This is a genomic window from Angelakisella massiliensis (genome assembly GCF_900104675.1).
GTDB lineage: Bacteria > Bacillota > Clostridia > Oscillospirales > Ruminococcaceae > Angelakisella > Angelakisella massiliensis.
The window spans coordinates 29,863-55,818 of sequence record NZ_LT629945.1; the positions used below are offsets into that span (position 1 = coordinate 29,863).

The following is a 25,956-nucleotide window of genomic DNA, read 5'->3' on the forward strand; positions in this document are numbered from 1 at the left end:
AGGGCCTTTGACAGAAAGGGGCTGTTTTTATGTTTGTTCCCAAACGGCTTTTCCCCGGAGCCCGTGTGGCTTTGGTAGCTCCCTCCGGGCCGGTACCTGCCGAGCGGCTGGAACCTGCGGTTGCGGCGGTGCGGTCGCTGGGTCTGGAGCCGGTGATCTACAGCAGCTGTACCCAGGCTCACGGGTATCTGGCCGGCGAGGACCAGCTGAGGGCTACCGACCTTAACGCTGCTTTCTCCAATAAAGCCATTGACGGCATCCTGTGCATCCGGGGCGGTTACGGCGCCCAGCAGGTGATCCCCCTGCTGGATCTGGAGATGATCGCTGCCCACCCCAAGTTTTTCTGCGGCTACAGCGATATCACAGCCTTACATATTCTTTTCAATCAAACCTGCGGCTTTGCCACCTGGCATACCCCCATGCCCTCCACCGAATGGTATAAGGGGCTGGATGATTATACCATGGAAAACCTGCGCCATGCCCTCTTTGGGCCGGCCTCCGCGGCCTTGAAAAATCCGCCGAAATGTCCTGTGCGCACCCTGGTCCCCGGCAAGGGGGAAGGCGTGCTGACAGGAGGCAATCTCTCCCTGGTGGTCTCCTCCCTGGGCACTCCCTATGAGATCGACACCACCGGAAAGATTCTGTTTCTGGAAGATGTGGATGAAAAGCCCTATCGTCTGGACGGAATGCTCACCCATCTGCGCAACAGCGGCAAACTGGCCCGGTGCGCAGGCATCCTGCTGGGGGCGTTTACCAACTGCACAGCTCCCGATCCTGCCCGCAGCCTGACGGTGCAGCAGGTGCTGGATGAGGTGGTGGCACCGGTGGGCGTACCCACCCTTCAGGATTTGGTTTGCGGCCATTGCCTTCCCACCATGTCCCTGCCCATGGGCGCCCGGGTCTCCCTGGATGCTGACGCCGGGACTGTGACGGTGCTGGAATAAGGAAAGGAGTTTCTTATGACAAAGGATGAACTGGAAAGACAGGCGGCGGCACTGGTGGAAGCCAATCCCGCCCATATCTGCGCCCTCTGCATCCCCCTGGGGGAAGAACCTCTTTTTGATCTGGGCGGAAAAACCCGGGTGGTTTCCGCCAGCACCATCAAAACGCCCATCCTCTGCACCGCCCTGGAGCAGGTGCGGGAGGGAAAACTTTCCCTGGACCAGCCGGTAAAGGTGGACCGGGAAGTAATTCTGGAGGACAGTGAGTTTTTTGATCTGGGACCCGGTACTTTTCCCTTGTGGGAGCTGTTATACTGGATGATCGTCACCAGCGACAACACCTGCACCAATGTTCTCATCGACCTGCTGGGGATGGATACCATCAATGCCTGGTGTGCCGCCCACGGCCTGGAAAACAGCCGGGTGGAACGGAAGATGCTGGACTGGAAGGCCATCGAGGAGGGAAGAAACAACTACACCTCTCCCTGGGACCAGTACAAACTGTTTGCAGCCCTGTACCGCCGGGAGATCCTGACCCCAGAACTTTGCGGCACAGCCTGGGAAATTCTTCTGCGGCAGCGCTCCACCGATCAGTTTTTGCGGTATATCAGCGATGATGTGCAGGTGGCCCACAAGACCGGTGGGCTTGATTATCTCAATCATGACTGCGGCATTTTCTGCCTGCCGGAACATCCCTATTACTTAGGTGTATTTGTTTCCAATGCCCCCAAAATTGAGGGGGATAACCGGGTGGTGGGGCAGCTGAGCCGCCTTGCCTATGACTATATGAAAGGACGGTGCTGAAGATGGCCCGCTTTGCTGTTGTGATTCCTCCTGTCGCTCCCCTGATGGTCCATCCCGATACCCTGGAGCTGGCCGATGAGGTCCTCTGCGGCATGGTGGTGGAGGTGCTGGAGGATTCCCTCACCGGCTGGTACAAGGTCCGCACCCATTACCGCTATGAGGGCTTTGCCCGGGCGGGCGACCTCTGTATGGACCCGGAAGCTGTAACCCGGTGGGAAGGACAGAAAAAGCTTCTGGTCCGCCGGGGCTATATTGATGTGCTGGACGCTCCCAAGGTCCAGGGCGGCTGGGTGGCTTCCCTGCCCCGGGGCGGCATCCTCTCTCCCCTGTCGGAGCCGGATGAAAAAGGCTGGCTGCGGGTGATGACCGGAGATGGCCGGGAGGGCTACACCAAGGAAGGCTTTCTTGGCCCATATATTACTGACTGGGACCCTGCCGATGAGCAGCGGCTGCGGAAAAAGCTGGTGGACGATGCGCTGGAGTACATGGGCACCCAATACCGCTGGGGCGGCAAAACACCTCTGGGCATCGACTGCTCCGGGCTTTGCTCCCAGGTATATCTCAATAACGGCATCATCATCTACCGGGACGCCGCCATCAAGGAAGGGTTTCCCCTGCATCCCATCTCCAGGGAAGAGCTGAAACCTGCCGACCTGATCTTCTTCCCCGGCCATGTTGCCATGTACATTGGAGAAGGCCGCTTCGTCCATTCCACCGCCAAGAACGGCAGCGATGGGGTGGTGCTTAACAGCCTGGAGCCTTCGGACCCTCTGTTCCGTCAGGATCTGCTGGAAACCATCACCGACTGCGGCAGCATCTTTTGAAAAAGACTTTTGCTGGAAGCCCTTCCCCCTTGCGGGCAGCCCCCTGATGGATTATAATAGTTGCTGTATGACCGGCTGTTTTCAGCCGGAGGACGGCGGCTCCGGGGAAGCGGGTGAAAGTCCCGCGCGGTCCCGCCACTGTGAAGAAGGTGTTCCCTTCCAGCCAGATTACCGGCGCCGTCCTGCCACTGAGACGATTCACGAGGTATGGATCGGCGCATCCCGGCAGTCCGCCGGGCCCAACGCCCCTTCCGCCGGAGGGGGTGTTTTTGTTTGCCGCCAAAGCCTGTAAGGAGGACCATTTTGCTTCATATCGCCATGTCCGGGGTGGACCACACCACTGCCGGCATTCAACAGCGGGAGTGCTTCTCCCTCACTGTCCCTCAACAAAAAGCCCTGTATGACCAGATGCGTCAGATTCCGGGGCTGCTGGGGGCGGTGGTCATTTCCACCTGCAACCGCACCGAAATCTATCTGTCCCTGGCCGACGGGACAGATCTTCATCCCTTCCATCTGCTGTGCCGGCTGCTGGAACTGCCGCAGCGGGATGCCCCTGTCCTCACCGGGGAGGATGCTGCCCGTTCCCTTTGCCTGCTGTGCTGCGGAGCCCGTTCCCGGATCTTCGGTGAAGATCAGATTCTCACTCAGGTGAAAAACGCCGTGGCCCTTTCCCGTGCCAGAGGGATGGCTGACGGGGTGCTGGAGGTGCTGTTCCGCTCCGCTATCACCTGCGGCAAACGGGTGCGTACCGAAGCGCCGGTGGTTCGGGGAGAAGCTTCCCTGGCCCGGCAGGTGGTGGAACAAGTGAAGGAACACCATGCCCAAAAGGTGCTGGTCATCGGCAACGGTCAGATGGGCCGTTTGGCTGCTTCCGCTCTGGTGGATGCCGGATGCCAGGTGTTTATGACCCTGCGGCAGTACAAATACCGCCAGGCAGAGATCCCTTTCGGCGTCACCGCCTTCGATTACCAGCAGCGGTATGAGCGGCTGGGAGAGTTTGACGGAGTGGTCAGCGCCACCCTCAGCCCCCATTACACCCTGGAAACAGAGCGGCTGGCTTCCCTGGAACGGATACCGCCGCTGTTATTGGACCTGGCGGTGCCCCGGGACATCCAGCCGGAAGCGGGACAGCTGCCGGGGGTGACACTGCTGGATGTGGACACCCTCAGCGGGCCGCTGCTGGAGGAAAAGCGGAGGCAGGCTCTGGCAGCCTTGGAGCCTTATCTGGAGCGGTATGTGGGAGAGTTTATGGACTGGTACCGCCGCCGTCCCGCTCCTCCTCAGGAACTGCGGGAGGCCCCGCCCTTCTCCCATTTTCCCTTTTTCGTGGATGTCAGCGGCTGGAAAGCCCTGGTGGTGGGAGGCGGAAAAATCGCTTCCCGGCGGGTGATGACCCTTTTGCGGTTTGCCCTGTCGGTGACGGTGGTGGCCCCCCGGGTGGAGCCGGAGCTGTACCGGCTGGCGGAGGAAGGGCGCATCCAGTGGGAACAGCGTCCCTTTGAGCCTGAGGACCTGGAGGAGGCTTCCATGGCGGTGGCTGCCACCAATGACCGGGAAGTGAACCGTCAGGTGGGGCTGCTGGCCCGGCACAGGAGGATTCCCGTTTCGGTGGCGGACAACCGGGAGGAATGCACCTTCTTCTTCCCCGCCGTTGTCCCCAACGGTACCACAGTGGTAGCCATGGCTGGGGACGGGGTCAACCACACCCATGTGGCCCATACGGCCCATAAGATCAGGGAGGCGCTGCGTGATGAAACAGAAAATTAGATTGGGCAGCCGGGACAGCCGTCTGGCTGTCATTCAAACTCAATTGGTAATGGATCAGCTCCATCAGCTGTACCCGGAAATGGAGCTGAAGCTGGTGACTATGAAAACCACCGGAGACCTGATTCTGGACCGTACTTTGGATAAAATCGGCGGCAAGGGGCTGTTTGTCCGGGAACTGGACGCTGCCCTGCTGGATGGCCGGGTGGACCTGACTGTCCACAGCTTTAAAGACCTTCCTATGGAGCTGCCGGAGGAGCTGCCCATTGTGGCCATCACTTGCCGGGATGATCCCCGGGATGCTTTGGTACTGCCTCAGGGGCAGCAGTCTTTGGACCTGACCCGTCCCATCGGCTGCGCCAGCAAACGCCGCGCCCTGCAATTAAAGGAGCTTTTCCCCGGCTGCCGGGTGGAGCCGGTGCGGGGTAATGTGCAGACCCGGCTGAAAAAGCTGGACGATGGTCAATACGGCTCTTTGGTGCTGGCCGCCGCGGGGCTCCGCCGCCTGGGGCTGGAAGAACGGATTCACCGGCTCTTTGAACCGGAAGAACTGCTTCCCGCCGCCTGCCAGGGGGTACTGGCGGTGCAGGCCCGGCGGGATTTTGATGTTTCCTTCCTCCGTCCCCTCCACGACCCGCAGGCGGAACTGCTGACCCGGGCGGAGCGGAGCTTTGTCCGTACTCTGGATGGCGGATGCAGCGCCCCGGTGGCCGCTCATGGCCGCCTCAATGGAGAAACCCTCACCCTCACCGGTTTTTATGCCGGACCGGAGGATGAGCGGGGAATCAAGCAGACCCTTTCCGGCCCCGCGTTGGAGGGAGAAGAACTGGGCCGCCGCCTGGCGGAGCTGATACGAAAGGAGGCGGAGGCCTGTGTCTGAAAAAGGCTGTGTCATCCTGGTGGGAGCAGGGCCCGGAGATCCGGGGCTTCTCACCAGAAAGGGACTGGAGGCATTGTCTCAGGCGGAGGTGGTGGTCTATGACCACCTGGTGAGCCGGGAGATTTTGGAGCTGATTCCGGCGGAAGCCCGGCGGATCGACGTGGGCAAAACTGCTGGACGCCACCCTATTCCCCAACCGGAGATCAACCGGATTCTCCTGGAGGAAGCTCAGGCGGGTCATCGGGTAGTCCGTCTCAAAGGAGGCGACTGCTTCCTCTTTGGCCGTGGTGGGGAAGAGCTGGAGCTGCTGGTGCAGAATGGGATTCCCTTCCAGGTGGTGCCGGGGGTCACTTCCGCCCTGGCGGTGCCTGCCTATGGAGGTATTCCGGTGACCCATCGGGATTTTTGCTCCTCGGTCCACATCATCACCGGCCACAAGCGGGCGGATGGGGCCCTGTCCTTAGATTATGAAGCCCTGGTGCGCCTCCACGGAACCCTGGTGTTTCTCATGTCCGTCTCCTCTATGGGGGAGATCTGCCGGGGGCTGATTGCCGCCGGGATGGATGAAAACACCCCCGCCGCTGTGATCGAACGGGGTACTACCCCCGCCCAGCGGAAGGTGCTTGCTCCCCTCAGCGGAATAGAAAAGGAAGCTGCCGCCGCTGCTGTTTCTCCACCGGCCATTCTGGTGGTGGGGCCGGTGTGCAGCCTGTCGGAGGAGCTGGACTGGTTTGACCGACTGCCTCTCAAGGGTCTGCGGGTGCTGCTGACCCGGGACGAGGGAGCTCAGAAGCGTCTGGTTCCGGTACTGGAACAGCTGGGGGCCCAGGTGTTTTCCGCTCCCATGATCCGCACCGTTTTTCGGGACTTCGACCCAGAGGTTCTCAAAGAACCGGGGCCCGTCATCTTCACCAGCGCTGCCGGAGTGGAAGCATTCCAGCGGGTGCTGTGGTCTCAGGGACTGGATGCCCGGAGCCTGGCGGGGAAAACCTTTGCCGCTGTGGGCAAGGGTACCGCCGCCGCCCTGGAAGCCATGGGAATCCGGGCGGATTTTATCCCCCGGGTCTATAATGGTCTGGAAATGGCCAGGCAGATGGTGGAGGAAGGCTTCCTGAGGCCCGGGGACTCCCCGCTCCTTCTCCGTGGGAATCTGGCCTCCCGGGAACTTCCCAAGGTACTGGAAGAGGGGGGCATCCCCTGCCGGGAAGTGGTGGTATATGATACCCTGCCCCTGACACCTGAGGAGCTGCCGCCGGAGTTTGACGCGGCGGTCTTTACCTGCGCCAGCTGTGTCCGCTCCCTGGAAAAGGCGCTGCCGGAAGGGGCTCTTACAGGAAAAACCGCTTTGTGCATCGGTCCCCGCACCGCTGAGGCGGCCCGGGAAGCCGGTATGAATATTCAGATGGCGGAGGAAGCTTCCGCTGATTCTCTTATAACACTTGTGAAAGGAATGACCCTGTGATGCTCAAAAGACCACGCCGCCTGCGGGGCGGAACGCTGCTGCGGGAGATGGTACGGGAGACCCGCATCAGCCCTTCCTCTTTGATCCTTCCCCTGTTTCTCAAAGAGGGTAAGGATATTCACGACCCGATCCCTTCCCTGGAGGGACATTTTCACCTGAGCCCTGACGATCAGGTCTGCCGCGAGGTGGAGCAGGCTTTAAAGGCAGGGGTGAGCCGCTTCCTGCTTTTCGGTCTGCCTGCCCACAAGGACCCAGAGGGCAGCGGCGCTTATGACGACCAGGGCATTGTCCAGCAGGGGCTGCGGGTGCTGAAGGACCATTTCGGCAAGGATATTTACCTGGTTACCGATATTTGCATGTGCGAATACACTTCCCACGGCCACTGCGGCATCCTCTACGGCCAGGAGGTGGACAACGATCCCACCCTGGAGCGTCTGGCCCGGATTGCCGTCTCCCACGCTCAGGCAGGGGCGGATATGGTGGCTCCCTCGGACATGATGGACGGTCGGGTGCTGGCCATCCGCAACGCTCTGGATGAGGCGGGCCGGACCGATCTGCCCATCCTCTCCTATGCGGTCAAATACGCTTCTTCCTTCTATGGTCCCTTCCGGGATGCTGCCGGTTCGGCTCCCGCTTTTGGGGACCGAAAAAGCTATCAGATGGACTGCCACAACGTCCGGGAAGCACTCAAAGAGGCCCTCTCCGATGTGGAGGAAGGCGCCGATCTGCTGATGGTCAAGCCTGCCCTCTCCTACCTGGATGTCATCCGGGCGGTGAAGGAAGCCACCAACCTGCCTCTGGCGGCCTACAGCGTCAGCGGCGAGTACGCCATGATCAAGGCGGCGGGAGCTGCGGGACTGGTGGATGAGCACGCCGTCATGTGTGAAAGCGCTGTTTCTATCTTCCGGGCCGGGGCGGACATCCTCATTACCTATTTTGCCAAGGAACTGGCGGAAGCCATCCGGAAGGGAGAGATCGGCTGATGGTGCAGCAGACAGAAAAATCGCAGTCCCTCTTTGAACGGGCCTGTAAGGTCCTTCCCGGCGGTGTCAACAGCCCGGTGCGGGCCTTCAACGCTGTGGGAGGCTGTCCCCGCTTTATGGCCCGTGCCTCCGGTGCCCGGCTGTGGGATGTGGACGGCAATGAGTACATCGACTGCATCGGTTCCTGGGGCCCCATGATTCTGGGCCATGGGGACCCGGAAGTGGTGGAAGCGGTACAGAAAGCGGTGGTGGACGGCATGAGCTTCGGCGCCGCCACCGGCCGGGAGGCGGAGATGGGGGAGCTGATCTCACAGCTGGTGCCCCAGGTGGAAATGATCCGTATGGTCAACAGCGGCACCGAAGCGGTGATGAGCGCCCTCCGTGCGGCCAGAGGCTTCACCCACCGTCACAAGATTGTCAAGTTTGCCGGCTGCTACCACGGCCACGCCGACAGTATGCTGGTCAAGGCCGGCTCCGGTGTTCTCACCGGAGGGGACCCGGACAGCGCCGGCGTTACTCCCGGGGCGGCCCAGGATACCCTCCTGGCCCGGTATAACGACCTGGCCAGCGTGGAGACCCTCTTTGCCGAGAATCCCGGCCAGATCGCCGCTGTGATCGTGGAACCGGTAGGGGCCAATATGGGTGTGGTTCCCCCTGCTGCCGGTTTTCTCCAGGGGCTGCGGAAGCTGTGCGACCAAAACGGAACGCTCCTGATCTTTGACGAAGTAATCACCGGCTTCCGCCTGGCTTTGGGCGGCGCTCAGGAATATTTTGGCGTTTCCGCCGATCTGGTCACTTACGGCAAGATCATCGGCGGCGGTATGCCGGTAGGAGCCTACGGCGGACGGCGGGAAATCATGTCCTGTGTTTCTCCCTTGGGCAAGGTGTACCAGGCAGGGACCCTTTCCGGCAATCCCGTGGCTATGGCGGCAGGACTGACCACCCTGAGAAAGCTTCAGCGGGACCCCGGCATTTATGACCGTTTGGCTCAGAAGGGACAAAAACTGGCGGAGGGTCTGCGGGCCACCGGACTGGGTACAGTCAACCAGGTGGGCTCCCTGCTGTGTCTCTTCTTCCAGCAGGGGCCAGTCACCGATTATGAGTCCGCCAAGAACAGCGATACCGCCGCCTATGCCCGGTATTTCCAGCATATGCTCTCCAGGGGCATCTATCTGGCTCCCGCTCAGTTCGAGGCCATGTTCCTCTCTGACGTCCATACCCAGGAGGACCTGGAGACCATTCTGGCCGCTGCCCGGGAGTTTGCAAACCAGTAAGAAATCTCTCTGGAAAGCTTCGACACCTGTAAAGCTCTTTCCCTTTTCTGGCAAAACTGCTGTATACAAAGCCCTCTGGTATTCCCGTTTCGGGAAAAACAGAGGGCTTTTGACATAAATACGCGTTGAAATCAGATGGTACCTCCATCAATATATGCTCTGACAAGCCCTGTGACCCGGCTGCGTTTTTTTTGCGGTTCCGTCGGCACGTTTGTTCCATTTATTGGTGTTTTTATCAACAGTCACAGCAAAGCAGTGTTGGAATTTTTGTCAAAACCCAAAAGAAAGACTCTTTTTCAAACCGATCACAAAAGCTGAACGGCCCCCTGTACTCAAAGGGCACAGGGGGCCTCAGACTGTAGAAATACCTATTTTAAAGAGCAAACAAAATTCAAAATCATAAAAATCAGGACATGTGCCTGATTTTTATACCACGACCTGCGCCCACCAGGGCGCGAAACCGGGGGTATCGCCGCTGGTTTCGTCAGGAACCAAGCGGCGTATCCAGGGGTATAGGATACCCCCTGGAAGCGTGTCGAACTTTTTCGACACGCTCAAGCCCCCTGTACTCAAAGAGCACAGGGGGCTTTTTCTCACAGATTATGGATTTTGACGGGAGCCATCGCTTCCCATTTTTTCACCGGGATCAGTCATCCCAGGAATCGTATTTCTTCTTTCCGCCCTTGCCTTTGAGTACCACAAACAGGACGACCAGAATCACCACAACAGCAGCGCCGATGAGGATGGGCACTACAGGCAGTCCGCCCTCATTGTCCGTTTCATCGCTTTCAGCGGGAGCGCTTTCCTCGCTGGACTCCTCCGGCTCACTGGACTCCGGTTCGCTGCTTTCCTCAGGAAGGCTGCTTTCTTCAGAAGAGGATTCCTCGCTGGAGGAGGATTCAGCCTCGCTGGAAGAAGGCGCGGGAGCTGTGCTGCTGGAAGAAGGAGCAGGGGCTGTACTGCTGGAGGAAGGCGCGGGAGCTGTGCTGCTGGAAGAAGGCGCAGGGGCTGTACTGCTGGAAGCAGGTTTGCTGCTGGCGGCAGAAGAGGAAGAAGACGCAGTGGAACCGGATGCATTGAGCTTCTGGTCACTGATAACATATTGACCCAGTGTATTGGTCTTAAAGTCAAATGTTCCACGGTCCTCATTATAGGTGCCGCTGACCGCTACCAAAGAACCGTCAGCCTTTCTCTGATAGAGGTATTCATCCTCCTCCATGACAATGCCCAGCGTTCCAGTCACCTCAAAGGTGGGATTGCTGTCCCAATTGAGGAAACGGATATTGGCATTGGGATACTTCTTCATAAACTCAACATCGTCATTCTGGTTGTGTCCCAGATACAGGCTCTCCTGCTCCACCACCTTGACCTTGAAATAAGCCAAGGTCTCATAATTGTCATTGACAAAATTGGCATAGAGAGTACCGATATCCTCACCATCCTCGGTGCGGAACTTGACCTTGTTGGTCTGATAGTCATACGGCAGCTCAAACTCGCCGGCATTGGTCTCATATATGGGAGAAGCCTCGGAAGCATTGAGATACAGATCATTGATTTCAGCGGTATAGGTATCTTTGGACTCCTTGTCTCTCATCCGCACTGTACCGCGGATTTCCTTATCGGAAGCGGTCTCGATGCCTGTGACGATACGCAGATAAACACATCCGTCCTCCACGTATACATCCTTTACATATTGTTTGCCTTTGGTAAAGCTGTAGCTGAGGCCGTAATAATCCAGATCCCAGCTGCCCTCATCAGGGGCTTCATTGCCATCCTTATCATAGAAGCCATAAACTTCCACATCACCGCCAGGATAAACACTGTCGGAAGATGTATCTGCCAGGGCCGGTACCGCCATCAACGCGGACATCGCCACAGCCAGCGCCAGCGCGAACAATTTTTTCATTGAAGGTTACCTCCTATATTGCAAAAATTGCACAGCCAGAAATCTTTTGCTTTTGGATGAGAAACAAAAAAGAATGCTGTTTATATAGTACCTGTAAAAATGGCAAAAGTCAATATTCTCAAAGTTCCTGCCGGAGGGAAACATTTGCCTTTCCCACGGCATAGGATAAGGCGGGATGCCGTATTCCGACATCCAAAACCATTTTGAAAGGAGCCTTGTTATGAGACCCAACTCCACACTGATCTTCCAGCTGTATACCGGTCGTGAGGGGCTGCCTGTTCCCGGCGCGCGGGTGATCGTCACCAATCCCGCCACCGGCACCAGCCGTACCCTCACTTCCGACAATTCCGGCAAAACCCCTCCCCTGGGGGTCACCGCTCCGGATCTTTCCCTGAGCCTGGCGCCCGATCCCAGCGCATTGCCTTACAGCCGATACAATGCCCGGATCGAAGCCGCCGGATACATTCCTGTCACCGTCACCGGCATTCAGGTCTTCGCAGGGGTGGAAGCCATTGAGGCCCTGGAACTGGCCCCACGTCCCAGAGGACCGGAGGGTGACGAGGATGTGGTGGTCATTGAAGGAAACGCCCTGGAACAGTCGGTTCCCCGGGACCCGGACAGTATCCCTCCTGATGATCGCCGCGCCATACAACCCCGTATCCAGCGGGAAGTATTTATTCCCGAGTACATCACTGTCCATCTGGGCAGGCCGGACAACGCATCGGCGCAAAATGTCACCGTCCCCTTCCCGGACTACATCAAAAACGTGGCCAGCAGCGAGATCTATCCCACCTGGCCGGAAAATGCTCTCCGCGCCAATATCCTGGCGCAGATCTCCTTTGCTCTCAACCGGGTGTTTACCGAGTGGTACCGCAGCCGGGGATATACTTTCGATATCACCAACAACACTGCCTTTGACCAATACTACGTACATGGCCGGAACATTTTTGAGAACATCAGCCGTTTGGTGGATGAGATCTTCAATGAATACATCCGCCGGAAGGGCGCCCTCAATCCCCTTTTCGCTCAATACTGCAACGGCACCACTGTCACCTGCAACGGCCTTTCCCAATGGGGCACCGTTACGCTGGCAGAAAACGGCTATTCACCGCTGAATATTTTAAAATATTACTATGGCAACGATATTGAGGTTGTTTCCACCAACAATATCCAAGCCATTACCAGCTCCTATCCCGGCACTCCTCTGCGTCAGGGAAGCGTAAGCCCCTCTGTGCGGATCCTTGAGCGAGAACTGAACCGCATCCGCCGCAACTATCCCGCTATTCCCTTTATTTCCTCGGTGGATGACCGGTTCACCCAGGAAACCACCGACGCTGTCATCGCTTTCCAGAAGATTTTCAATCTCTCTCCTGATGGGGTTGTGGGATCTGACACATGGAACCGCATTTCTTACATTTATACCGCCGTCACCGGTCTGGCGGAACTGGATGGGGAGCAGGAGCCTCTGCCCTCCGATCCGCCCAGCGGCATCCTCCGTCAGGGCAGCCGGGGAGAGCTGGTCAAACTGGCGCAGTACTTCCTGCGGGTCATCTCCAAGTATTACGAGGCGGTACGTCCCATCTCCATCGACGGTATTTTCGGCCCCAATACCACTGCCGCGGTGCGGGATTTCCAAAGCCGCTTCGGCCTGACTGTGGACGGCGTCATCGGTCCCGTCACCTGGAACGCCCTGTACGACGTCTTTATGGGGATTGCCAACACTTCCGGTCTGGTGGTGCCTTATCCCGGAACTCCCTTGAAGGAAGGCAGCAGGGGCGAAAATGTGTGGCTGATGCAGGACTATCTGCGAACCCTGAGCGAAGTTTATCCCATTCCTGTTATCCGGGCCGACGGTATTTTCGGTCCGGCCACCAGAGAAGCGGTCATCGCTTTTCAGAAGATCGCCGGCATCACTCCGGACGGCATCATCGGTCCCGAAACCTGGCGGCGTATCGTGGCGGCCCGTCTGCTGTAATAACGGGATTACTACGGCAGCTGTAGGGTGTTTCTTCCCCAAAGCCCATCTCCTGCCCCGGAGAGAACACACTGGCTCGGGGGCGCTTTGGCAGGGAAACAATGATCTCGCAACGGGTTTTACACGGTTTTGACCTTAAAACGGCCTATATCCGCACCCGGTCAGCATACGATTTTTCTCTGCCCAAAAGATCTGTCAGCCGCCTGATTCCAGAAAACTGGCTCCCAACGGCAGTTCTCCTCCGCCGAACATCTGACAAAGCCGGAGTGCACATCCCTCGGTAAGATAGAATTGCTGATAATCCTTGCTCAAGCGCCCCTCCACATACACCGCGGTTACCGGGGTGGGGTCCTGCCGGGCCAGAAATTTGGCTGCTTGCTTGCTGTACTCATAGTCGGGAAAGGACAGATCGGTGCGGGCGTTGTTGAGAAAAGCGGTCACCAGCCGGTCCCCCCGCTCCTCCAGCACCGACGGCAGCAAACGGCTTATCAGCTGGCACAAAAGCATCACCCCCCGGTCGCTCCGCTCCTGCTCTCCACCTTCATAGGCAGGGTAAAAAAGAATGTCCGCAATTTTTCGTCCATCCAACTGCTGGTTGCCTTTGCTCATGACCACCTGCCGGTCCCCCATGGGATAATCCAGGGAGACCGGCAGATCGTAGTCCATCAGTCCCACCTCATCCATGATTCCTTCCAGTCCCTTGGCATCCAGCTGAGCGATATGGTCTATGGTGATGCCCAATCCTCCCGCCGCCACTTTGGCGCAATAGGCTGTTCCTCCCCGCTCCCATGCTTCCTCCAGCGTCAGGGTGGTACCCCAATAATGAAGCACTGTCTTGGGCGGCAGCAGGGACAGTGCCAGTTGTCCCCGATCCGGCAGAAAGCCATAAAGGACAAACACCTGGGGAACGCTTCCCTCTGTTTCGCTGATGGTCGCCAGCAGATTCATCCTGTCCTGCTCCTCCGGAATATAAACAGTCATATTCTGGTTCACCTGCTGCTGAGCCGGCTGTCCTCTGGAAAGCAGCAGTGTCGCTGACAATACCACTCCCATCAGCGCCAGTGTCACGCAAAAGGCCCGGAAAAAAGGCCCCGCGCCCCGTCTCAATTCTTCCATGCTCCAAAACCCCTTTCCCCTGTCCAAACCTGATGGACCGCAATTTTCGGCAGACGCAATCATCTTTTTCATCAGTGCCATCCGCCAAAAGAATCTCCTCCTTCAGGCGGCTATTTTTCCCTTTGGCGGCGGATGTTCTTCCCTATTATGGCCGTTTTCTCTTTTTCTCATGCCGCAGCCGGGGAAAAGACGGGAAAAACCCTGGAATCATGGGGTTTTTTGTGGCTTTTTTCCTTGACAAAAGGAGGAGGGATGGATATAATATTCACCGTGACAGTGGTGAAAAGGGGGCGTTCTGCCCTTTTTTACTGCTCGACAACAGCGGCGGCGGGGCTGCCTCCTGCTGGAAAATAAGGAGGTGGCGCTCTTGAAACTGGATTTGAACAGGATTTTGGACCGCGGGGATGGGGCCGAAGTGGTAAAGGCTGATGTGGATCTCCGTTTTGTTCACTATCGTGGGGTTTCCCCCTTTCAGGAACCCGTTTTGCTGACGGCTGAAGCCCGGAACCGGGTGGGCGTGGTTACACTCGACTGCACCTACCAGTACACCCTTCACCTCAGCTGTGACCGTTGTTTGACACCCTTTTCCAAACAGGTGACTCTGCACGCCGCCCATACTGTCGTCCGCAGCCTCAGCAGTGAAAGCAGCGATGATGACGATTATCTGGTGGCGCCCGACGGCATCGTGGACCTCGATGAGGTCGCTACCAACGATGTGCTCCCGGAGCTGCCCGGCAAGTTTCTCTGCCGGGAGGACTGCAAGGGTCTCTGTCCTGTCTGCGGGTGCAACCTGAATGAAGGGTCCTGCGGGTGCGAGCGGCGCGAGGCCGACCCCCGGCTGGCGATCCTGGATCAATTCTTTGAAAACTAACGAACAGAAGAAAATAGGAGGCGCGCAAAATGGCAGTTCCGAAGAGAAAACTTTCCCAGGCCCGTAAAAACAAGAGACGTTCCAACGTCTGGAAGCTCCCCAAGATGGGCTTCTCCAGATGCACCCAGTGCGGTGAGCTGAAGCTCCCCCATCGCGTATGCGGCAACTGCGGCTACTACAAGGGCAAAGAGGTTATCAAGGTTGACGCTGAATAAGCACCAACTGTTTTGGGGAGGATGGGAACGTCCTCCCCTGTTTTTTGTCCCCGGCCCATGGGGAAGAAAGGAGGGGCTGCCTTGGCAGTTCTCATCACAGGAGTAGAACCGGGGTCTCCGGCCCATCGGGCGGGAGTTCGTCGGGGAGAACTGCTCCAAAGCATCAACGGCAACCTCATCCGGGACGTGCTGGACTACCGGTTTTATATGCTGGAAGAGCGGCTGGAGCTGCGCCTGGAGGGAAAAGACGGCATTGTCCGGACAGTTCGGGTCCGAAAAGAGGAATATGACGACCTGGGGCTGGAGTTTGAGACCTATCTCATGGACCGGCAGCATCACTGCAAAAACAAGTGCATTTTCTGCTTTGTGGACCAGATGCCGGGAGGACTGCGGGAAAGCCTGTATTTCAAGGATGACGACAGCCGGATGTCCTTCCTTTTCGGCAGCTATGTCACCCTGACCAACGTAACTGAGGAGGAGATCCAGCGCATCATCAAGATGCATATCTCCCCCATCAATGTATCGGTTCACACCACCGACCCGGAGCTGCGGGTGAAGATGCTGAAAAATCCCCGGGCGGCAGATTCCCTCCGTTATCTGCCCATGCTCACCGAAGCAGGCATTCAGGTCAACGCCCAGCTGGTGCTTTGTCCCGGCATCAATGACGGAGCGCAGATGCTTCGCAGCCTTCGGGATCTGGAACAGCTGCATCCGGGGCTTCACAGCATCGCTCTGGTGCCGGTGGGTCTGACCAAACACCGGGAAGGGCTGTACCCCCTGCGGATTATGACCCATGAGGAGGCAGTGGAAAATCTTCGCATTGCCCTGGATTTCGGGGCGGAGATGATCCAGAAGCACGGCACCCGGATCGCTTATCCGGCGGACGAGCTGTTCCTGCTGGCGGGGGAGCCTATTCCGGAGGACGACTTCTACGGGGAGTTTGAACAGCTGGAGGATGGCGTGGGGCTGTACGCTCTGCTGCGCCGGGAGTTCCGGGAGGAGCTGGAATGGTCCGACGGCGGTACCCGGGAAGAGACCGTGAGCCTGGCCTGCGGCGTGCTGGCCCAGCCTCTGCTGGAAAAGTTGCTGTCAGAAATGAAGGAGAAATGGCCCGGCATCAAGGTCCATATCCATGGAGTGGTCAACCGTCTGTTTGGGGATACTGTTACTGTCACCGGCCTGCTGTGCGGCAAGGATCTGGCCGATGGCCTTCGGGGTCTGCCTCTGGGTAGCCGCCTGCTGCTGCCGTCGGTGATGCTCCGCCATGAGGAAGCCTTTCTGGACGACACCACCGTTCCCTGGCTGGAAGAGCAGCTGGGGGTGCCTGTTCAGGTGGTGGATATGGACGGCGGCGCTCTTCTCCGGGCCCTTACCGGGGAAGAATAAAAAGCCTTACTGCCTCCGGCACCTGGTTAAAAACAGAGAAGACGGAGGCTGAGCCTGTTCCCCCTTGGTCAAACAGGAATCATGGCCTTGCAGCGGAGGCAATTTCCGTCAAAACAATAAAGGACATCCACTCTCTGCTTGTTTGTCCGGACTGCTGAAAGCATTTTTCTGTTTCCTGTTTATTTTTATTTCCATCAATCACAGATAGCCACTGTTCCCCAAAGGGGACAGAATGAATTGTAAAGGAGGTCTCCCTATGGCCAAACCCCTCATTGCGGTGGTGGGACGTCCCAATGTGGGCAAGTCCACCCTGTTCAACAAGCTCATCGGGCAGCGGCTCTCCATTGTGGAGGACACCCCCGGGGTCACCCGAGACCGGATCTACGCCCCCTGCGAGTGGCGGGGACGGGAATTTATGCTGGTGGACACCGGCGGCATCGAGCCCAACACTGCCGACCTGCTTCTTTCCCAGATGCGCACCCAGGCGCAGATTGCCATCGACACCGCAGACGTCATCATTATGGTCACCGACCTGCGCAGCGGCGTCACCGCCAATGACAGCGACATTGCCGCCATGCTCCAGAAAAGCGGAAAGCCCATTGTTCTGTGCGTCAATAAGTGTGACCAGATCGGTGATGTCCCCCCGGATTTCTATGAATTTTACAACTTGGGGCTGGGAGATCCCCTGCCAGTCTCCTCCGTCCATGGTCACGGCACCGGCGACCTGCTGGACGCCTGCTTTGAGCACATTGACTTTGACAAGGTGGAGGACTACCCGGAAAACGCCATCAAGGTAGCGGTCATCGGCAAGCCTAACGTGGGCAAGAGCAGCCTGGTCAACCGCATTTCCGGCCAGCAGCGGGTCATCGTTTCGGATATGGCCGGCACCACCCGTGACAGCACCGATACCGAGATCACCAACGAATACGGAGATTTCGTTTTTATTGATACGGCGGGCATCCGGCGCAAGGCCAAGGTGGAGGATGCCATTGAGCGGTACAGCGTACTGCGGGCCTACATGGCGGTGGACCGGTGCGATGTGGCGGTCATCGTCATTGACGCTCTCCAGGGCTTTACCGAGCAGGACAGCAAGATTGCCGGTTATGCCCATGAGCAGGGAAAAGCCTGCGTTGTAGCGGTAAACAAATGGGACGCCGTGGAAAAGACAGACAAAACCATGCAGGAGTATGTCAAAAAGCTGGAAAACGACTTTTCCTTCATGTCCTATGTCCCCTTTGTCTTTATTTCCGCCCTCACCGGGCAGCGGCTGGACAAGCTGTTCCAGACCATCCTTCATGTCAACGAGCAGAACGCGGTGCGCATCTCCACCGGCCGCCTCAACGATCTGCTGGCTTACGCTACCGCCCGGGTACAGCCCCCGTCTGACAAGGGCAAACGGCTGCGGATCTATTACATGACCCAGGCCTCCACCCGGCCTCCCACGTTCGTCTTTTTCTGCAACGACCGGGAGCTGTTCCACTTCTCCTACCAGCGGTATCTGGAAAACCAGATCCGGGAGATGTTCCAGTTGGACGGTACCCCCATCCGCATCATCATCCGGGAGCGGGGAGAGTAAAAGGACCGGAAAATCCAAAGGATTTACAAAAGCACAGAAAACAAAAAGCGGCCCGCTGCAAGAGAAAATCTCGCAGCGGGTCTTTTTCATTTTGGATCAAATAAAGCTGTCCGGTTTGCCAAAGGAACAACACTCCCCGTGGCCAGTGGGGCAAGTGACAGGGAGTTCCCCGAAGATGGTGAGATTTTCCGGCAAGTCTGATGACACCGTCTTTCTTTCAAAAGGCAAAGAGAAAAAACGGAAGCAGGGGCGGCTTTGGAAAAGCGTTTTGTACCTTGTCCACTGGGAATCCCCTTTCATCTGAGTTAAAAAGCCACATCAGCGCCGCTTTCAAAACAAAGGCTTTATCGCAAAATCATAATTGGTCCGTTCACAGATACAGGCTGGCAAGGGCGATTGAAGGCTTTCAGCAAGCCTGCGCTATTGGGACCTGCCTCAATTCACTTTTTTCCGTTAATTTCAGAGCCTCGCTTCCGCCTGATGCAGGAAAATCCTTTTCTCACCCTTCCTGCTGGCGGCAGTAGTTGACCACCGCTGTCCGCAGGCTTTCAGCCCGCTCCTGCCAATCCTTGCAGAAGGGGCCGCTGCCCTGGGCGAACAGATCGGAGCCGCCGCCCTTTCCGCTGAGGAGCCCTCCTGCCAGCTGGGCGATAAACTTGCAGCTGCCGGGGGCATCCTTGCTCTTTCCGATGAGGTAGTTGATCCGTTCTCCGTTGGGATAAAGCACCACCGCGGTGGTCCGCTTTCCGGCAGTCAGCTGCTGAAGAAGGCTTTTGGCCTCCTGGGGAGAACAATCCTCCTCGGCGGCGCAAACCACCCTTCCGCCCTTCTCCTCTGCCGCTCCGGCGGCTTCCAGCAGTTCCCGGCAGCGATAAGCGCTCAGCCGGGCGGCCTGGGCCTTCAGACGGGCGGAAAGCTGGGTTTGATTCTCTTTCATCCGCCGCACCGCCTCCGGTACTTCCCCTGGTTTTACAGACAAAAGAGCGCCCGCTGCATAGATGGCCCGGGTCTTTTCCTCCAGGTCCTCCAAAGCCCAGCGCCCGCAGAGAAATTCAATGCGGCTGCCGCCCCGGTTCCGCTCCTGGCGCAGCACCTTGATGATACCCACCATACCGGTATGGGGGACATGAGTACCGCAGCAGGTGCAGATATCTCCCCCTTCCACCTCCACGATACGGAGCATCCCCTTGAGCTTTTCATTGCTCTTGCGGGAATGGAGGGAGGAAAGCTGGGTATGGGGGATTTCATAGACCCGTACCGGACGATCCTCCCAGATGCACTGGTTGGCCAGCTGCTCCGCCTGAGCGATCTCTTCATCGGTCAGCTCCCGGTCCATGTCGATGGTCACGATCCTATCCCCCATATGGAAGCCCACATTGTTTGCTCCCCAAAGGCTCCACAGGGCGTGAGACAAAATATGTTCGCCGGTGTGCTGCTGCATATGATCCAAACGAACCTGCCAATCAAGGGCGGCTTCCACCGTTGTCCCCGGTTCCAGCGGTTGGTCGCAAAGATGCCAGACCTCCCCTTCCTGTTCCCGGACATGGGAAACCACAGCTGTCCCGATGGTACCGGTATCGCTCAGCTGTCCTCCTCCCTCGGGGAAAAATACGGTGCGGTCCAGGGACACCTCCCACTGTTCTCCCGCAGGGCGGCAGGCGGTGACCACCGCCACACAGCTTTTTTGCAATACATCCTCCTGATAAACCCGAATTGTTTGTTTTTTACACATGGCCGCAGCCTTCCTTTCTGATTTTATCCTCGGTCTGCTCCAGAATCGCCTGGCGCAGCTCTGCCATGGCGGGAGACGCCGCAGCCGCCTCCCTGATGCCATGTGTCCTTTGCAGCTGATACTCATGATCCTCCCAGGTGGAGATGGGCGCCTCGTTATGGGACAGCACCGCTTCCGCCTTATCAATGGCTGTCATCAGGCGGGCTTCCGGTGTGGTCCCCTCCTCCAGCTCCTCAAACAGCTCCGTCAGCCGCTTCCGCTGCGCCGGCTCCAGCAGCTCCAGCAGCTGCTCTACAGCCCTTTCCTCCCGCTGTTCATCCTCCTCTGTCTTGCGGAAGGTGGGTATATCCCCTGTGATCGCCTCCCCCAGGTCATGAACCAAACACAGCTCCATCACCCGGCGGCAATCGATCTCCGGATGCTCCGGTTCCAGCAGCAGCGCCATCAGCGCCGCCCGCCAGCAGTGCTCCGCCACACTTTCCCGCCGTCCGTCCTCCCCAATATTGTGGCGGGTACGATGCTTCAGCTGTTCCGCCTGGCTCAGGAAGTCCAGCAGCCTCTGTGTATCCATTTTTATCCTTCTCTCTTTTCTCCATCCGGCCTTTTTTCATCAGCGGACAAGGAGCTTAAATGCTTTTCCGCAGTCCCGGATGGGACGCTCATAAACTGAAAAAACTTCCACCCAAGATATCCGGCTCCCAGGACAAAAGCTTTGCTTCGCCTGCCGTTTCCTGTCAACCGGAGATAACGTGTATCATTATACACCCTCGCCTGTGGATTTCGCAATTGCCGCTGTATTTTTTCTTTCTCAGCCCACCCATAGACAGCATTTGATTTTCCCCTTGGCGTAAAGTCCACTCCCCTGCCTTGACAGCAAACCGTCTTTCTGTTAGTATGGTGCCATCAAATCAAAGACAGGGGTGAAATGGATTGCGTCATCTTTCCTGGTAAAAAATCGTACCGGCGCATAAGGAGCAGACGGTTTTTCCGTCTTGTTTCGGTGCGCCTCCAGGAAAGCGGCTCACTCCATCTCCACCCACGGAAGGCGGCGGCAAGGTCCCGGCAGCAGCTGGGGCCTAACCGACGTCAGCCTCCGGGAGTCACGGAAAGCAGAGGGCTTTCCTGTGGCTTTTTTCTTTTCTCCCTTTGAGGAGAAGGCGGGTGCCGAAAAGCTTTGGGCCCGGCTGAAAAACGGAGGTGTTTTTTCTTGTCTTTGATTGAACTGGAAAATCTTACTTTTTCATATGATGGCAGCTGCCGGCGAGTGTTTGAAAATCTTTCCCTCCAGCTGGACAGCACATGGAGGCTGGGACTGATCGGCCGTAACGGCCGGGGCAAAACCACCCTGCTGCGGCTGCTGGCAGGGGAAATCATGCCGGATCAGGGCAGCCTGTCCGTTCCCACCGGGGGACTGATGTTCCCCTTCTCCATCCCAGACCTGTCCATGACGGCGGAGGATTTGGGCTGGACGCTGACAGAGGATTTTCAGCCCTGGCGCCTTGGGCGGGAACTGCGTTTGCTGGGACTGCCGGAGGAACTATCCCAGCGCCCATTGGCAGCCATGAGCGGCGGAGAGCAAACCAAGGTTCAGCTGGCGCTGCTGTTTGGGATGGAAGACCGGCTGCTGCTCATTGATGAGCCCACCAACCATCTGGACGCCCAGGGGCGGGCCCGTGTGGGGGAGTATTTGGCCAGTAAAAATGGCTTTATTCTGGTTTCCCATGACCGGGATTTTCTGGACCGGTCAGTGGACCATATCCTTTGTCTGGGCCGGGGAGGAGTGGAACTGCTTCGGGGCAATTACAGCCTTTGGCAGACGGAGAATCAGCGGCGCAACGACCGTGAACTGCAGCGGAACCAGGAGCTGAAAAGGGAAATTTCCCGTCTGACCCAGGCGGCCCGGCAGGGAGCCCAGTGGTCGGAGCTGGTGGAAAAAAGCAAAAAGGGTGCAAACGTCAAGGGAGCTTCCGGCCTGCGCCCAGACCGGGGATATATAGGACACCAGGCAGCCAAGATGATGCGCCGGGCAAAAAATATCCAGCGCCGCCGTGGAGAAGCTATAGAAGAAAAGCAGGGACTGCTGAAAAATGTGGAAACAGCTCCTCCCCTGGACATTCATCCCCTCCCCTGTCCCTGGCCCCGGGTGGTTTCTTGCAGGCAGGTATCTATGTCCAGAGGTGACCGGGAGATTCTCTCCGGACTTTCTTTGGAGATTCTTCCGGGGGAAAGGGTAGCCCTCACCGGTTCCAACGGCTGCGGCAAAACTACGCTGCTTCGCCTGCTGGCCGGAGAAGAATCCCCCTGCAACGGAGCTTTGCTTCTGCCCCAGGGACTGAAGATATCTGTAGTGCCTCAGGACTGTGCCCTTCCCACAGATGATCTGGAAAGCTTTATCCAACTTCGTCAGCTGGACGGCAGCCTGTTTCGCACCATTCTGAGAAAGCTGGGCTTTGAGCGGGAACAATTTGAGATGAAGCTTTCTTCCTGGAGCGCCGGACAAAAGAAAAAAGCGCTGCTGGCCGCCAGTCTCTGCACCCCGGCCCACCTGTATCTGTGGGACGAACCGCTCAACTATGTGGATCTGGATTCCCGGCTCCAGCTGGAGGAGCTGATTTTACGCTGCCGTCCCACCATGGTGCTGGTGGAGCATGACAGCGCTTTTCGGCGGAAGGTGTCCACCAGGACCATTTCCCTGGAGGCAAACCAACAAACCGCGGCCAAATAGATCCATCATCTTTCCGCGGGTGTGGAGAAACCGGGGCAAAAACTTTTGTGAAAAATTGCTTTTCAGGGAAGCTAGTATCAACAGATTGGAGGCAGATAAGCATGGGCCAGCAGCGGGAATTTCTTCGGTATGTCATTCCCTCGGTGACGGGGATGCTGGTATCTTCTTTGTATGTGGTGGTGGACGGCATCTTTGTAGGCCGGGGAATCGGCTCCGACGGAATCGCGGCCATTAACCTTATCTGGCCCTATGTTGCCATCTATATCGCTGTGATCATGATGATTTCCGTGGGCGGCGCGGCTCTCTCCTCCCATGCCCTTGGCGCCGGAGACCCTGCCCGTGCCAACCGGGCTTTTTCCGCTTCCATGGCGCTGCTGATGGGGGCCGCGCTTGTTTTTACCACCCTGGGCGTGACCCTGACCGAACCCATCTGCCGTCTGCTGGGAGCGGATGAAACCATTCTTACCTATTGCGTCCAATACCTGCGGTGGTATATGGCTTTCGGCATCCCCTACGGTTTTTCCATGGGGCTGGGGGTTTTTGTCCGCAATGACGGCGACCCCAACCTTGCCTTCTGTGCCATGATCTCCGGAGCTCTCATCAATCTGGTGATGGACTATGTGGCGATTTTCCCCCTTCAGGGAGGGATGCCCGGCGCAGCCATCGCTTCTGGACTGGGACAGGTGGCCAGCACCTTTTTATTGCTGACCCATTTCTTCCGTGGGCGGGGCACTCTGCGTTTTTCCCGACGTCCCCCTGAACCACGGATGCTGCGGGAGGTGCTGCACACCGGTCTGCCGGAACTGACGGTGGATCTGTGCACACCGGTGAATATGTTTACCTACAATTTGATGCTCATGTCCTTTCTGGGAGCCACCGGCGTGGCGGTATACGGCATTATCGCCTATATTCTCACCATCCTCACCTCCCTGTTTACCGGTGTTTCACAGGGGATACAGCCGCTGCTCAGCCGCAGCTGCGGCGCCGGAGATCAGCAGGGGCTCAGGCATTTTTTCCGCATGGGGTTGGGCGTTAACTTTTTCCTGGCCGCGGCGGTGTATTTGGCGATATTCTGGTGGGGACGCCCCATCATCTCCATCTTCACCCCTGACGGGGAACTGGTGGAAATGGCGGCGCAGGCCATTCGCATTTACGGTCTGTCCTTTCTCTTTGGCTCGGTGAATATCGTGTGCATCACCTTTTTCCTCTCCATCCGTCAGACCCGTCTGGCCACCTTTCTCTCCTTTTCCCGGGGTGTGGTGCTGAACCTTTTATACATTTTCACCCTCCCCTTCCTGCTGGGTGTCAACGGCATCTGGGGAACCATTACTGCCGCTGAAGGCACCGCTTTTGTGCTGGTGGGGGCAGGCTTTATCCTCTACCGCCGCCAGCAGCGTCTTGAAACACCCAAATAAGCTTGCTTTCCTGGGGTATACTAAAAAATGATCATGGGCGCATCCCGCTCCTGCCATTGACAGACACGCAAACAAGCCCTATGATAGAGACAGACAGCAGCCATCATTCTCGGCTGCCGGACGTGATAAAAGGAGGTTGCCAATATGAAACAAAGATTTTTCCAATGTACCCACTGCGGCAATATCATTGCCTTTGTCAAGGACAAGGGAGTACCGGTGATCTGCTGCGGTGAAAAGATGAAGGAGCTGCTTCCCGGCACCACTGACGCCGCTGTGGAAAAGCATGTTCCGGTTATCAGCCGGGAGGGCGATCTGGTTACCGTTACAGTGGGTTCCACCCTGCATCCCATGCTGCCGGAGCATTACATTGAGTGGATCTCCCTGGAAACCAAGGAGGGCAATCAGCGCAAGGAGCTGAAGCCGGGACAGGATCCTGTGGCTCATTTCATGCTCTGCCCCGGGGACGAGCCTGTAGCCGCTTATGCTTACTGCAATCTTCACGGTCTGTGGAAATCCGCTGAGTAAGAGCGGCGTTGCAGTCACAAAAAATGAGCCGGAATTTTACAGCAATTGACGCATACTTTTCTTTCTCTCAGTCCAAAACCTGCTTTCTCCGGAAAGGGCTTTTGGACTGAGCAGAGGAAGCGCACGCATCAAGCCATTTTTCGCAGCCAAAACAGCTGAGGCTGGGAAAGCACTTAGGGGAAAAGATTGAGCGGCAAACAGCCGCCCGGCATCCCTACCCCAAGATCATCCATTCCGCTGGCTGTTCGGCGTCTTTGATATGGCTGTATCGTGTTTGAATTTTTCTGCGTTCAATTTTCAGCTGCAGTTTGATTTGCTGAAAGATCCCCTTGGCTGATTAAAATTGGCCAAGGGGATTTGAGCGTGTCGAGAAAGTTCGACACGCTTCCAGGGGGACCCAATCCCCCTGGATACGCCGCATGGTTCCTGACGAAACCAGCGGCGATACCCCCGGTTTCGCGCCCCCGTGGGCGCGGGTCGTGGTATAAAAATCAGGCACATGTCCTGATTTTTATGATTTTTAATTTTGTTTGCTCTTTAAAATAGGTTTTTCTACAGTCTGAAAATGTTTGGATGAAAAACTCCCGGCTGCCAGGCAGCCGGGAGCACATTTTTGCCTTTTTTTATTTTGTGGAAGGAGCTTTGGGAGAAGGATTCTTCTCCACAGTAACCGCTGTCTGCTCCGCGTTCTTGTCCACCAGCTTGGCCATAACTACATAACGGTAATCATTGGGATAACCGGCATCATAGACATATGTACAGGTGGACAGGGTGAGGATCTTGTCATTGGCGCCCACAGTGGTGCCAAAATTGAACTGAGAACGCTGACGGGCATCGTTGACGATGTTGATGAAATCAGCAGAAGAGGGATTGGGATCATTGTAATTGAAATACTTCTCGGTATAGAATACGGCAAACACCTGCCATACCATATCAGACTCAGGGGTGGAGAAGTAAATGTAGGGATGCTCCTTGGCAAAATTCAGATCCAGATATTTCTTCAGCTGAGAGAAGCGTCCGCCATTGGGATCGTCGTTCATGCTGTGGCCATAGATAACAGTATTCTTGGACAAAGCATCTCTGGAGCCCAAAGTGCAGCGGAAGTCAGCATAATAGCAGCCGTCATAGTTCTGCTTGCCCAGGTTGGTACGGCGCAGGTAATACTCATTATCCACAGTCTGTACCACAGATTCGTTAATGGTAGTGCCGGGAACATACAGCCAGCCCACAGTATCCTCGTTGAGCTTATGGTACTCTACGATCTGGGCCAGAATATCCTTCTGGATCTCAGCAGGGGTACGGGTATCCTCAGAGACGGATGCGCTGGAGCTGCCGGAGCTGGAGGAATCAGAACCGGAGCTGGAAGAGTCCGAACTGGAAGTGGAGCTGGAGCTGCTGGAACTGGAAGAACTGGAGGAACTGACAGAACCGCTGCTCTCCACCATGGATTCACTGGACTCCTGAGAGGGCTCATCACCACCGCAGGAAGTCAAAGTCAGTACCATTACAGCGGCCATAACAGCAGCCAGAAGGCGTGAGCTCTTCTTCTTGACGCTAAAATTCATCAGGTACACCTCTTACT

21 protein-coding genes and 1 riboswitch are annotated in these 25,956 nt (G+C 57.2%); of the genes, 16 read left to right on the top strand and 5 right to left on the bottom strand.

The genetic code is table 11. From position 1 onward, the window contains the following. The first annotated feature begins 29 nt into the window (after positions 1-29). The 8 genes from BQ5383_RS05345 to hemL all read left to right on the top strand — a co-directional run bounded on the left by BQ5383_RS05345 (position 30) and on the right by hemL (position 8,932). The gene (locus BQ5383_RS05345; protein ID WP_071430067.1) at positions 30-944 is read left to right on the top strand and encodes a S66 peptidase family protein; all 915 of its coding nucleotides are present in this window, start codon (positions 30-32) and stop codon (positions 942-944) included. A gap of 15 nt (positions 945-959) precedes the next feature. Beyond that, positions 960-1,745, top strand: coding sequence for a serine hydrolase (locus tag BQ5383_RS05350; RefSeq protein ID WP_071430069.1), 786 nt, complete (start codon positions 960-962; stop codon positions 1,743-1,745). Positions 1,746-1,747: 2 nt separating this feature from the next. Beyond that, positions 1,748-2,569 (top strand): C40 family peptidase, encoded by an 822-nt coding sequence (locus BQ5383_RS05355; RefSeq protein WP_083389844.1) that lies wholly within the window; start codon positions 1,748-1,750, stop codon positions 2,567-2,569. A gap of 77 nt (positions 2,570-2,646) precedes the next feature. Further along, positions 2,647-2,792, top strand: a riboswitch (adenosylcobalamin (AdoCbl) riboswitch). Positions 2,793-2,872: 80 nt separating this feature from the next. Continuing rightward, the gene (locus BQ5383_RS05360) at positions 2,873-4,336 is read left to right on the top strand and encodes an NAD(P)-dependent oxidoreductase (protein ID WP_071430070.1); all 1,464 of its coding nucleotides are present in this window, start codon (positions 2,873-2,875) and stop codon (positions 4,334-4,336) included. After that, positions 4,320-5,213 carry a hydroxymethylbilane synthase gene (hemC, locus tag BQ5383_RS05365; RefSeq protein ID WP_071430072.1) on the top strand — a complete coding sequence of 298 codons (894 nt, stop codon included), beginning with the start codon at positions 4,320-4,322 and terminating at the stop codon, positions 5,211-5,213. Before BQ5383_RS05360 ends, hemC begins: the two co-directional genes overlap by 17 nt. Continuing rightward, complete coding sequence (cobA, locus tag BQ5383_RS05370) at positions 5,206-6,675, top strand: uroporphyrinogen-III C-methyltransferase (protein ID WP_071430074.1); 1,470 nt, start codon at positions 5,206-5,208, stop codon at positions 6,673-6,675. The genes hemC and cobA overlap by 8 nt, the downstream gene beginning before the upstream one ends. Further along, complete coding sequence (hemB, locus tag BQ5383_RS05375) at positions 6,675-7,658, top strand: porphobilinogen synthase (protein ID WP_071430076.1); 984 nt, start codon at positions 6,675-6,677, stop codon at positions 7,656-7,658. The genes cobA and hemB overlap by 1 nt, the downstream gene beginning before the upstream one ends. Then, positions 7,658-8,932, top strand: a complete 1,275-nt coding sequence (gene hemL, locus BQ5383_RS05380; protein ID WP_071430078.1) for a glutamate-1-semialdehyde 2,1-aminomutase — start codon at positions 7,658-7,660, stop codon at positions 8,930-8,932. The genes hemB and hemL overlap by 1 nt, the downstream gene beginning before the upstream one ends. A gap of 646 nt (positions 8,933-9,578) precedes the next feature. Here hemL and BQ5383_RS05385 read toward each other — a convergent pair. Beyond that, positions 9,579-10,838 carry a hypothetical protein gene (locus tag BQ5383_RS05385; RefSeq protein ID WP_071430080.1) on the bottom strand — a complete coding sequence of 420 codons (1,260 nt, stop codon included), beginning with the start codon at positions 10,836-10,838 and terminating at the stop codon, positions 9,579-9,581. A gap of 220 nt (positions 10,839-11,058) precedes the next feature. Here BQ5383_RS05385 and BQ5383_RS05390 point away from each other — a divergent pair, with 220 nt between their 5' ends. After that, on the top strand, positions 11,059-12,813 hold the full coding sequence (locus tag BQ5383_RS05390) for a peptidoglycan-binding protein (RefSeq protein WP_083389846.1): 1,755 nt from the start codon (positions 11,059-11,061) through the stop codon (positions 12,811-12,813). Between the two features lie 195 nt (positions 12,814-13,008). Here the strand turns inward: BQ5383_RS05390 and BQ5383_RS05395 are convergent, their stop codons facing one another. After that, the gene (locus BQ5383_RS05395; RefSeq protein WP_071430082.1) at positions 13,009-13,929 is read right to left on the bottom strand and encodes an LCP family glycopolymer transferase; all 921 of its coding nucleotides are present in this window, start codon (positions 13,927-13,929) and stop codon (positions 13,009-13,011) included. A gap of 367 nt (positions 13,930-14,296) precedes the next feature. Between BQ5383_RS05395 and BQ5383_RS05405 the strand changes: the two genes are divergently transcribed. The 4 genes from BQ5383_RS05405 (at position 14,297) to der (ending at position 17,977) form a co-directional block, all read left to right on the top strand. Beyond that, positions 14,297-14,800, top strand: coding sequence for a YceD family protein (locus BQ5383_RS05405; protein ID WP_071430086.1), 504 nt, complete (start codon positions 14,297-14,299; stop codon positions 14,798-14,800). Between the two features lie 29 nt (positions 14,801-14,829). Then, positions 14,830-15,015 carry a 50S ribosomal protein L32 gene (gene rpmF, locus BQ5383_RS05410; protein WP_071430088.1) on the top strand — a complete coding sequence of 62 codons (186 nt, stop codon included), beginning with the start codon at positions 14,830-14,832 and terminating at the stop codon, positions 15,013-15,015. An 81-nt stretch (positions 15,016-15,096) separates the two neighbouring features. Then, positions 15,097-16,401: a DUF512 domain-containing protein gene (locus BQ5383_RS05415; protein WP_083389848.1), complete on the top strand. Its 1,305-nt coding sequence runs from the start codon at positions 15,097-15,099 to the stop codon at positions 16,399-16,401. Positions 16,402-16,657: 256 nt separating this feature from the next. Continuing rightward, positions 16,658-17,977 (top strand): ribosome biogenesis GTPase Der, encoded by a 1,320-nt coding sequence (gene der / locus BQ5383_RS05420; protein ID WP_071430092.1) that lies wholly within the window; start codon positions 16,658-16,660, stop codon positions 17,975-17,977. A gap of 499 nt (positions 17,978-18,476) precedes the next feature. Here the strand turns inward: der and BQ5383_RS05425 are convergent, their stop codons facing one another. After that, positions 18,477-19,709, bottom strand: a complete 1,233-nt coding sequence (locus BQ5383_RS05425) for an alanyl-tRNA editing protein (protein WP_071430094.1) — start codon at positions 19,707-19,709, stop codon at positions 18,477-18,479. Beyond that, on the bottom strand, positions 19,702-20,280 hold the full coding sequence (locus BQ5383_RS05430; RefSeq protein WP_071430097.1) for an HD domain-containing protein: 579 nt from the start codon (positions 20,278-20,280) through the stop codon (positions 19,702-19,704). Before BQ5383_RS05430 ends, BQ5383_RS05425 begins: the two co-directional genes overlap by 8 nt. A gap of 636 nt (positions 20,281-20,916) precedes the next feature. Here BQ5383_RS05430 and abc-f point away from each other — a divergent pair. The 3 genes from abc-f to BQ5383_RS05455 all read left to right on the top strand — a co-directional run bounded on the left by abc-f (position 20,917) and on the right by BQ5383_RS05455 (position 24,374). After that, positions 20,917-22,434, top strand: coding sequence for a ribosomal protection-like ABC-F family protein (abc-f, locus tag BQ5383_RS05445; RefSeq protein ID WP_071430103.1), 1,518 nt, complete (start codon positions 20,917-20,919; stop codon positions 22,432-22,434). 101 nt (positions 22,435-22,535) lie between these two features. Further along, positions 22,536-23,849 (top strand): MATE family efflux transporter, encoded by a 1,314-nt coding sequence (locus BQ5383_RS05450; protein WP_071430105.1) that lies wholly within the window; start codon positions 22,536-22,538, stop codon positions 23,847-23,849. A gap of 144 nt (positions 23,850-23,993) precedes the next feature. Then, positions 23,994-24,374 (top strand): desulfoferrodoxin family protein, encoded by a 381-nt coding sequence (locus BQ5383_RS05455; protein WP_071430107.1) that lies wholly within the window; start codon positions 23,994-23,996, stop codon positions 24,372-24,374. A gap of 623 nt (positions 24,375-24,997) precedes the next feature. Here the strand turns inward: BQ5383_RS05455 and BQ5383_RS05460 are convergent. Further along, entirely contained in the window at positions 24,998-25,939 is a 942-nt protein-coding gene (locus BQ5383_RS05460; RefSeq protein WP_071430109.1) for a class B sortase, read from the bottom strand. Positions 25,940-25,956 lie beyond the last annotated feature (17 nt).

Bases quoted from the DNA above. Each gene is read 5' to 3' on its own strand.
- BQ5383_RS05345 (WP_071430067.1), top strand. From the start codon at position 30: ATGTTTGTTCCCAAACGGCTTTTCCCCGGAGCCCGTGTGGCTTTGGTA.
- BQ5383_RS05350 (WP_071430069.1), top strand. From the start codon at position 960: ATGACAAAGGATGAACTGGAAAGACAGGCGGCGGCACTGGTGGAAGCC.
- BQ5383_RS05355 (WP_083389844.1), top strand. From the start codon at position 1,748: ATGGCCCGCTTTGCTGTTGTGATTCCTCCTGTCGCTCCCCTGATGGTC.
- hemC (WP_071430072.1), top strand. From the start codon at position 4,320: ATGAAACAGAAAATTAGATTGGGCAGCCGGGACAGCCGTCTGGCTGTC.
- hemB (WP_071430076.1), top strand. From the start codon at position 6,675: ATGCTCAAAAGACCACGCCGCCTGCGGGGCGGAACGCTGCTGCGGGAG.
- hemL (WP_071430078.1), top strand. From the start codon at position 7,658: ATGGTGCAGCAGACAGAAAAATCGCAGTCCCTCTTTGAACGGGCCTGT.
- BQ5383_RS05385 (WP_071430080.1), bottom strand. From the start codon at position 10,838: ATGAAAAAATTGTTCGCGCTGGCGCTGGCTGTGGCGATGTCCGCGTTG.
- BQ5383_RS05390 (WP_083389846.1), top strand. From the start codon at position 11,059: ATGAGACCCAACTCCACACTGATCTTCCAGCTGTATACCGGTCGTGAG.
- BQ5383_RS05395 (WP_071430082.1), bottom strand. From the start codon at position 13,929: ATGGAAGAATTGAGACGGGGCGCGGGGCCTTTTTTCCGGGCCTTTTGC.
- rpmF (WP_071430088.1), top strand. From the start codon at position 14,830: ATGGCAGTTCCGAAGAGAAAACTTTCCCAGGCCCGTAAAAACAAGAGA.
- der (WP_071430092.1), top strand. From the start codon at position 16,658: ATGGCCAAACCCCTCATTGCGGTGGTGGGACGTCCCAATGTGGGCAAG.
- BQ5383_RS05425 (WP_071430094.1), bottom strand. From the start codon at position 19,709: ATGTGTAAAAAACAAACAATTCGGGTTTATCAGGAGGATGTATTGCAA.
- BQ5383_RS05430 (WP_071430097.1), bottom strand. From the start codon at position 20,280: ATGGATACACAGAGGCTGCTGGACTTCCTGAGCCAGGCGGAACAGCTG.
- BQ5383_RS05450 (WP_071430105.1), top strand. From the start codon at position 22,536: ATGGGCCAGCAGCGGGAATTTCTTCGGTATGTCATTCCCTCGGTGACG.
- BQ5383_RS05455 (WP_071430107.1), top strand. From the start codon at position 23,994: ATGAAACAAAGATTTTTCCAATGTACCCACTGCGGCAATATCATTGCC.
- BQ5383_RS05460 (WP_071430109.1), bottom strand. From the start codon at position 25,939: ATGAATTTTAGCGTCAAGAAGAAGAGCTCACGCCTTCTGGCTGCTGTT.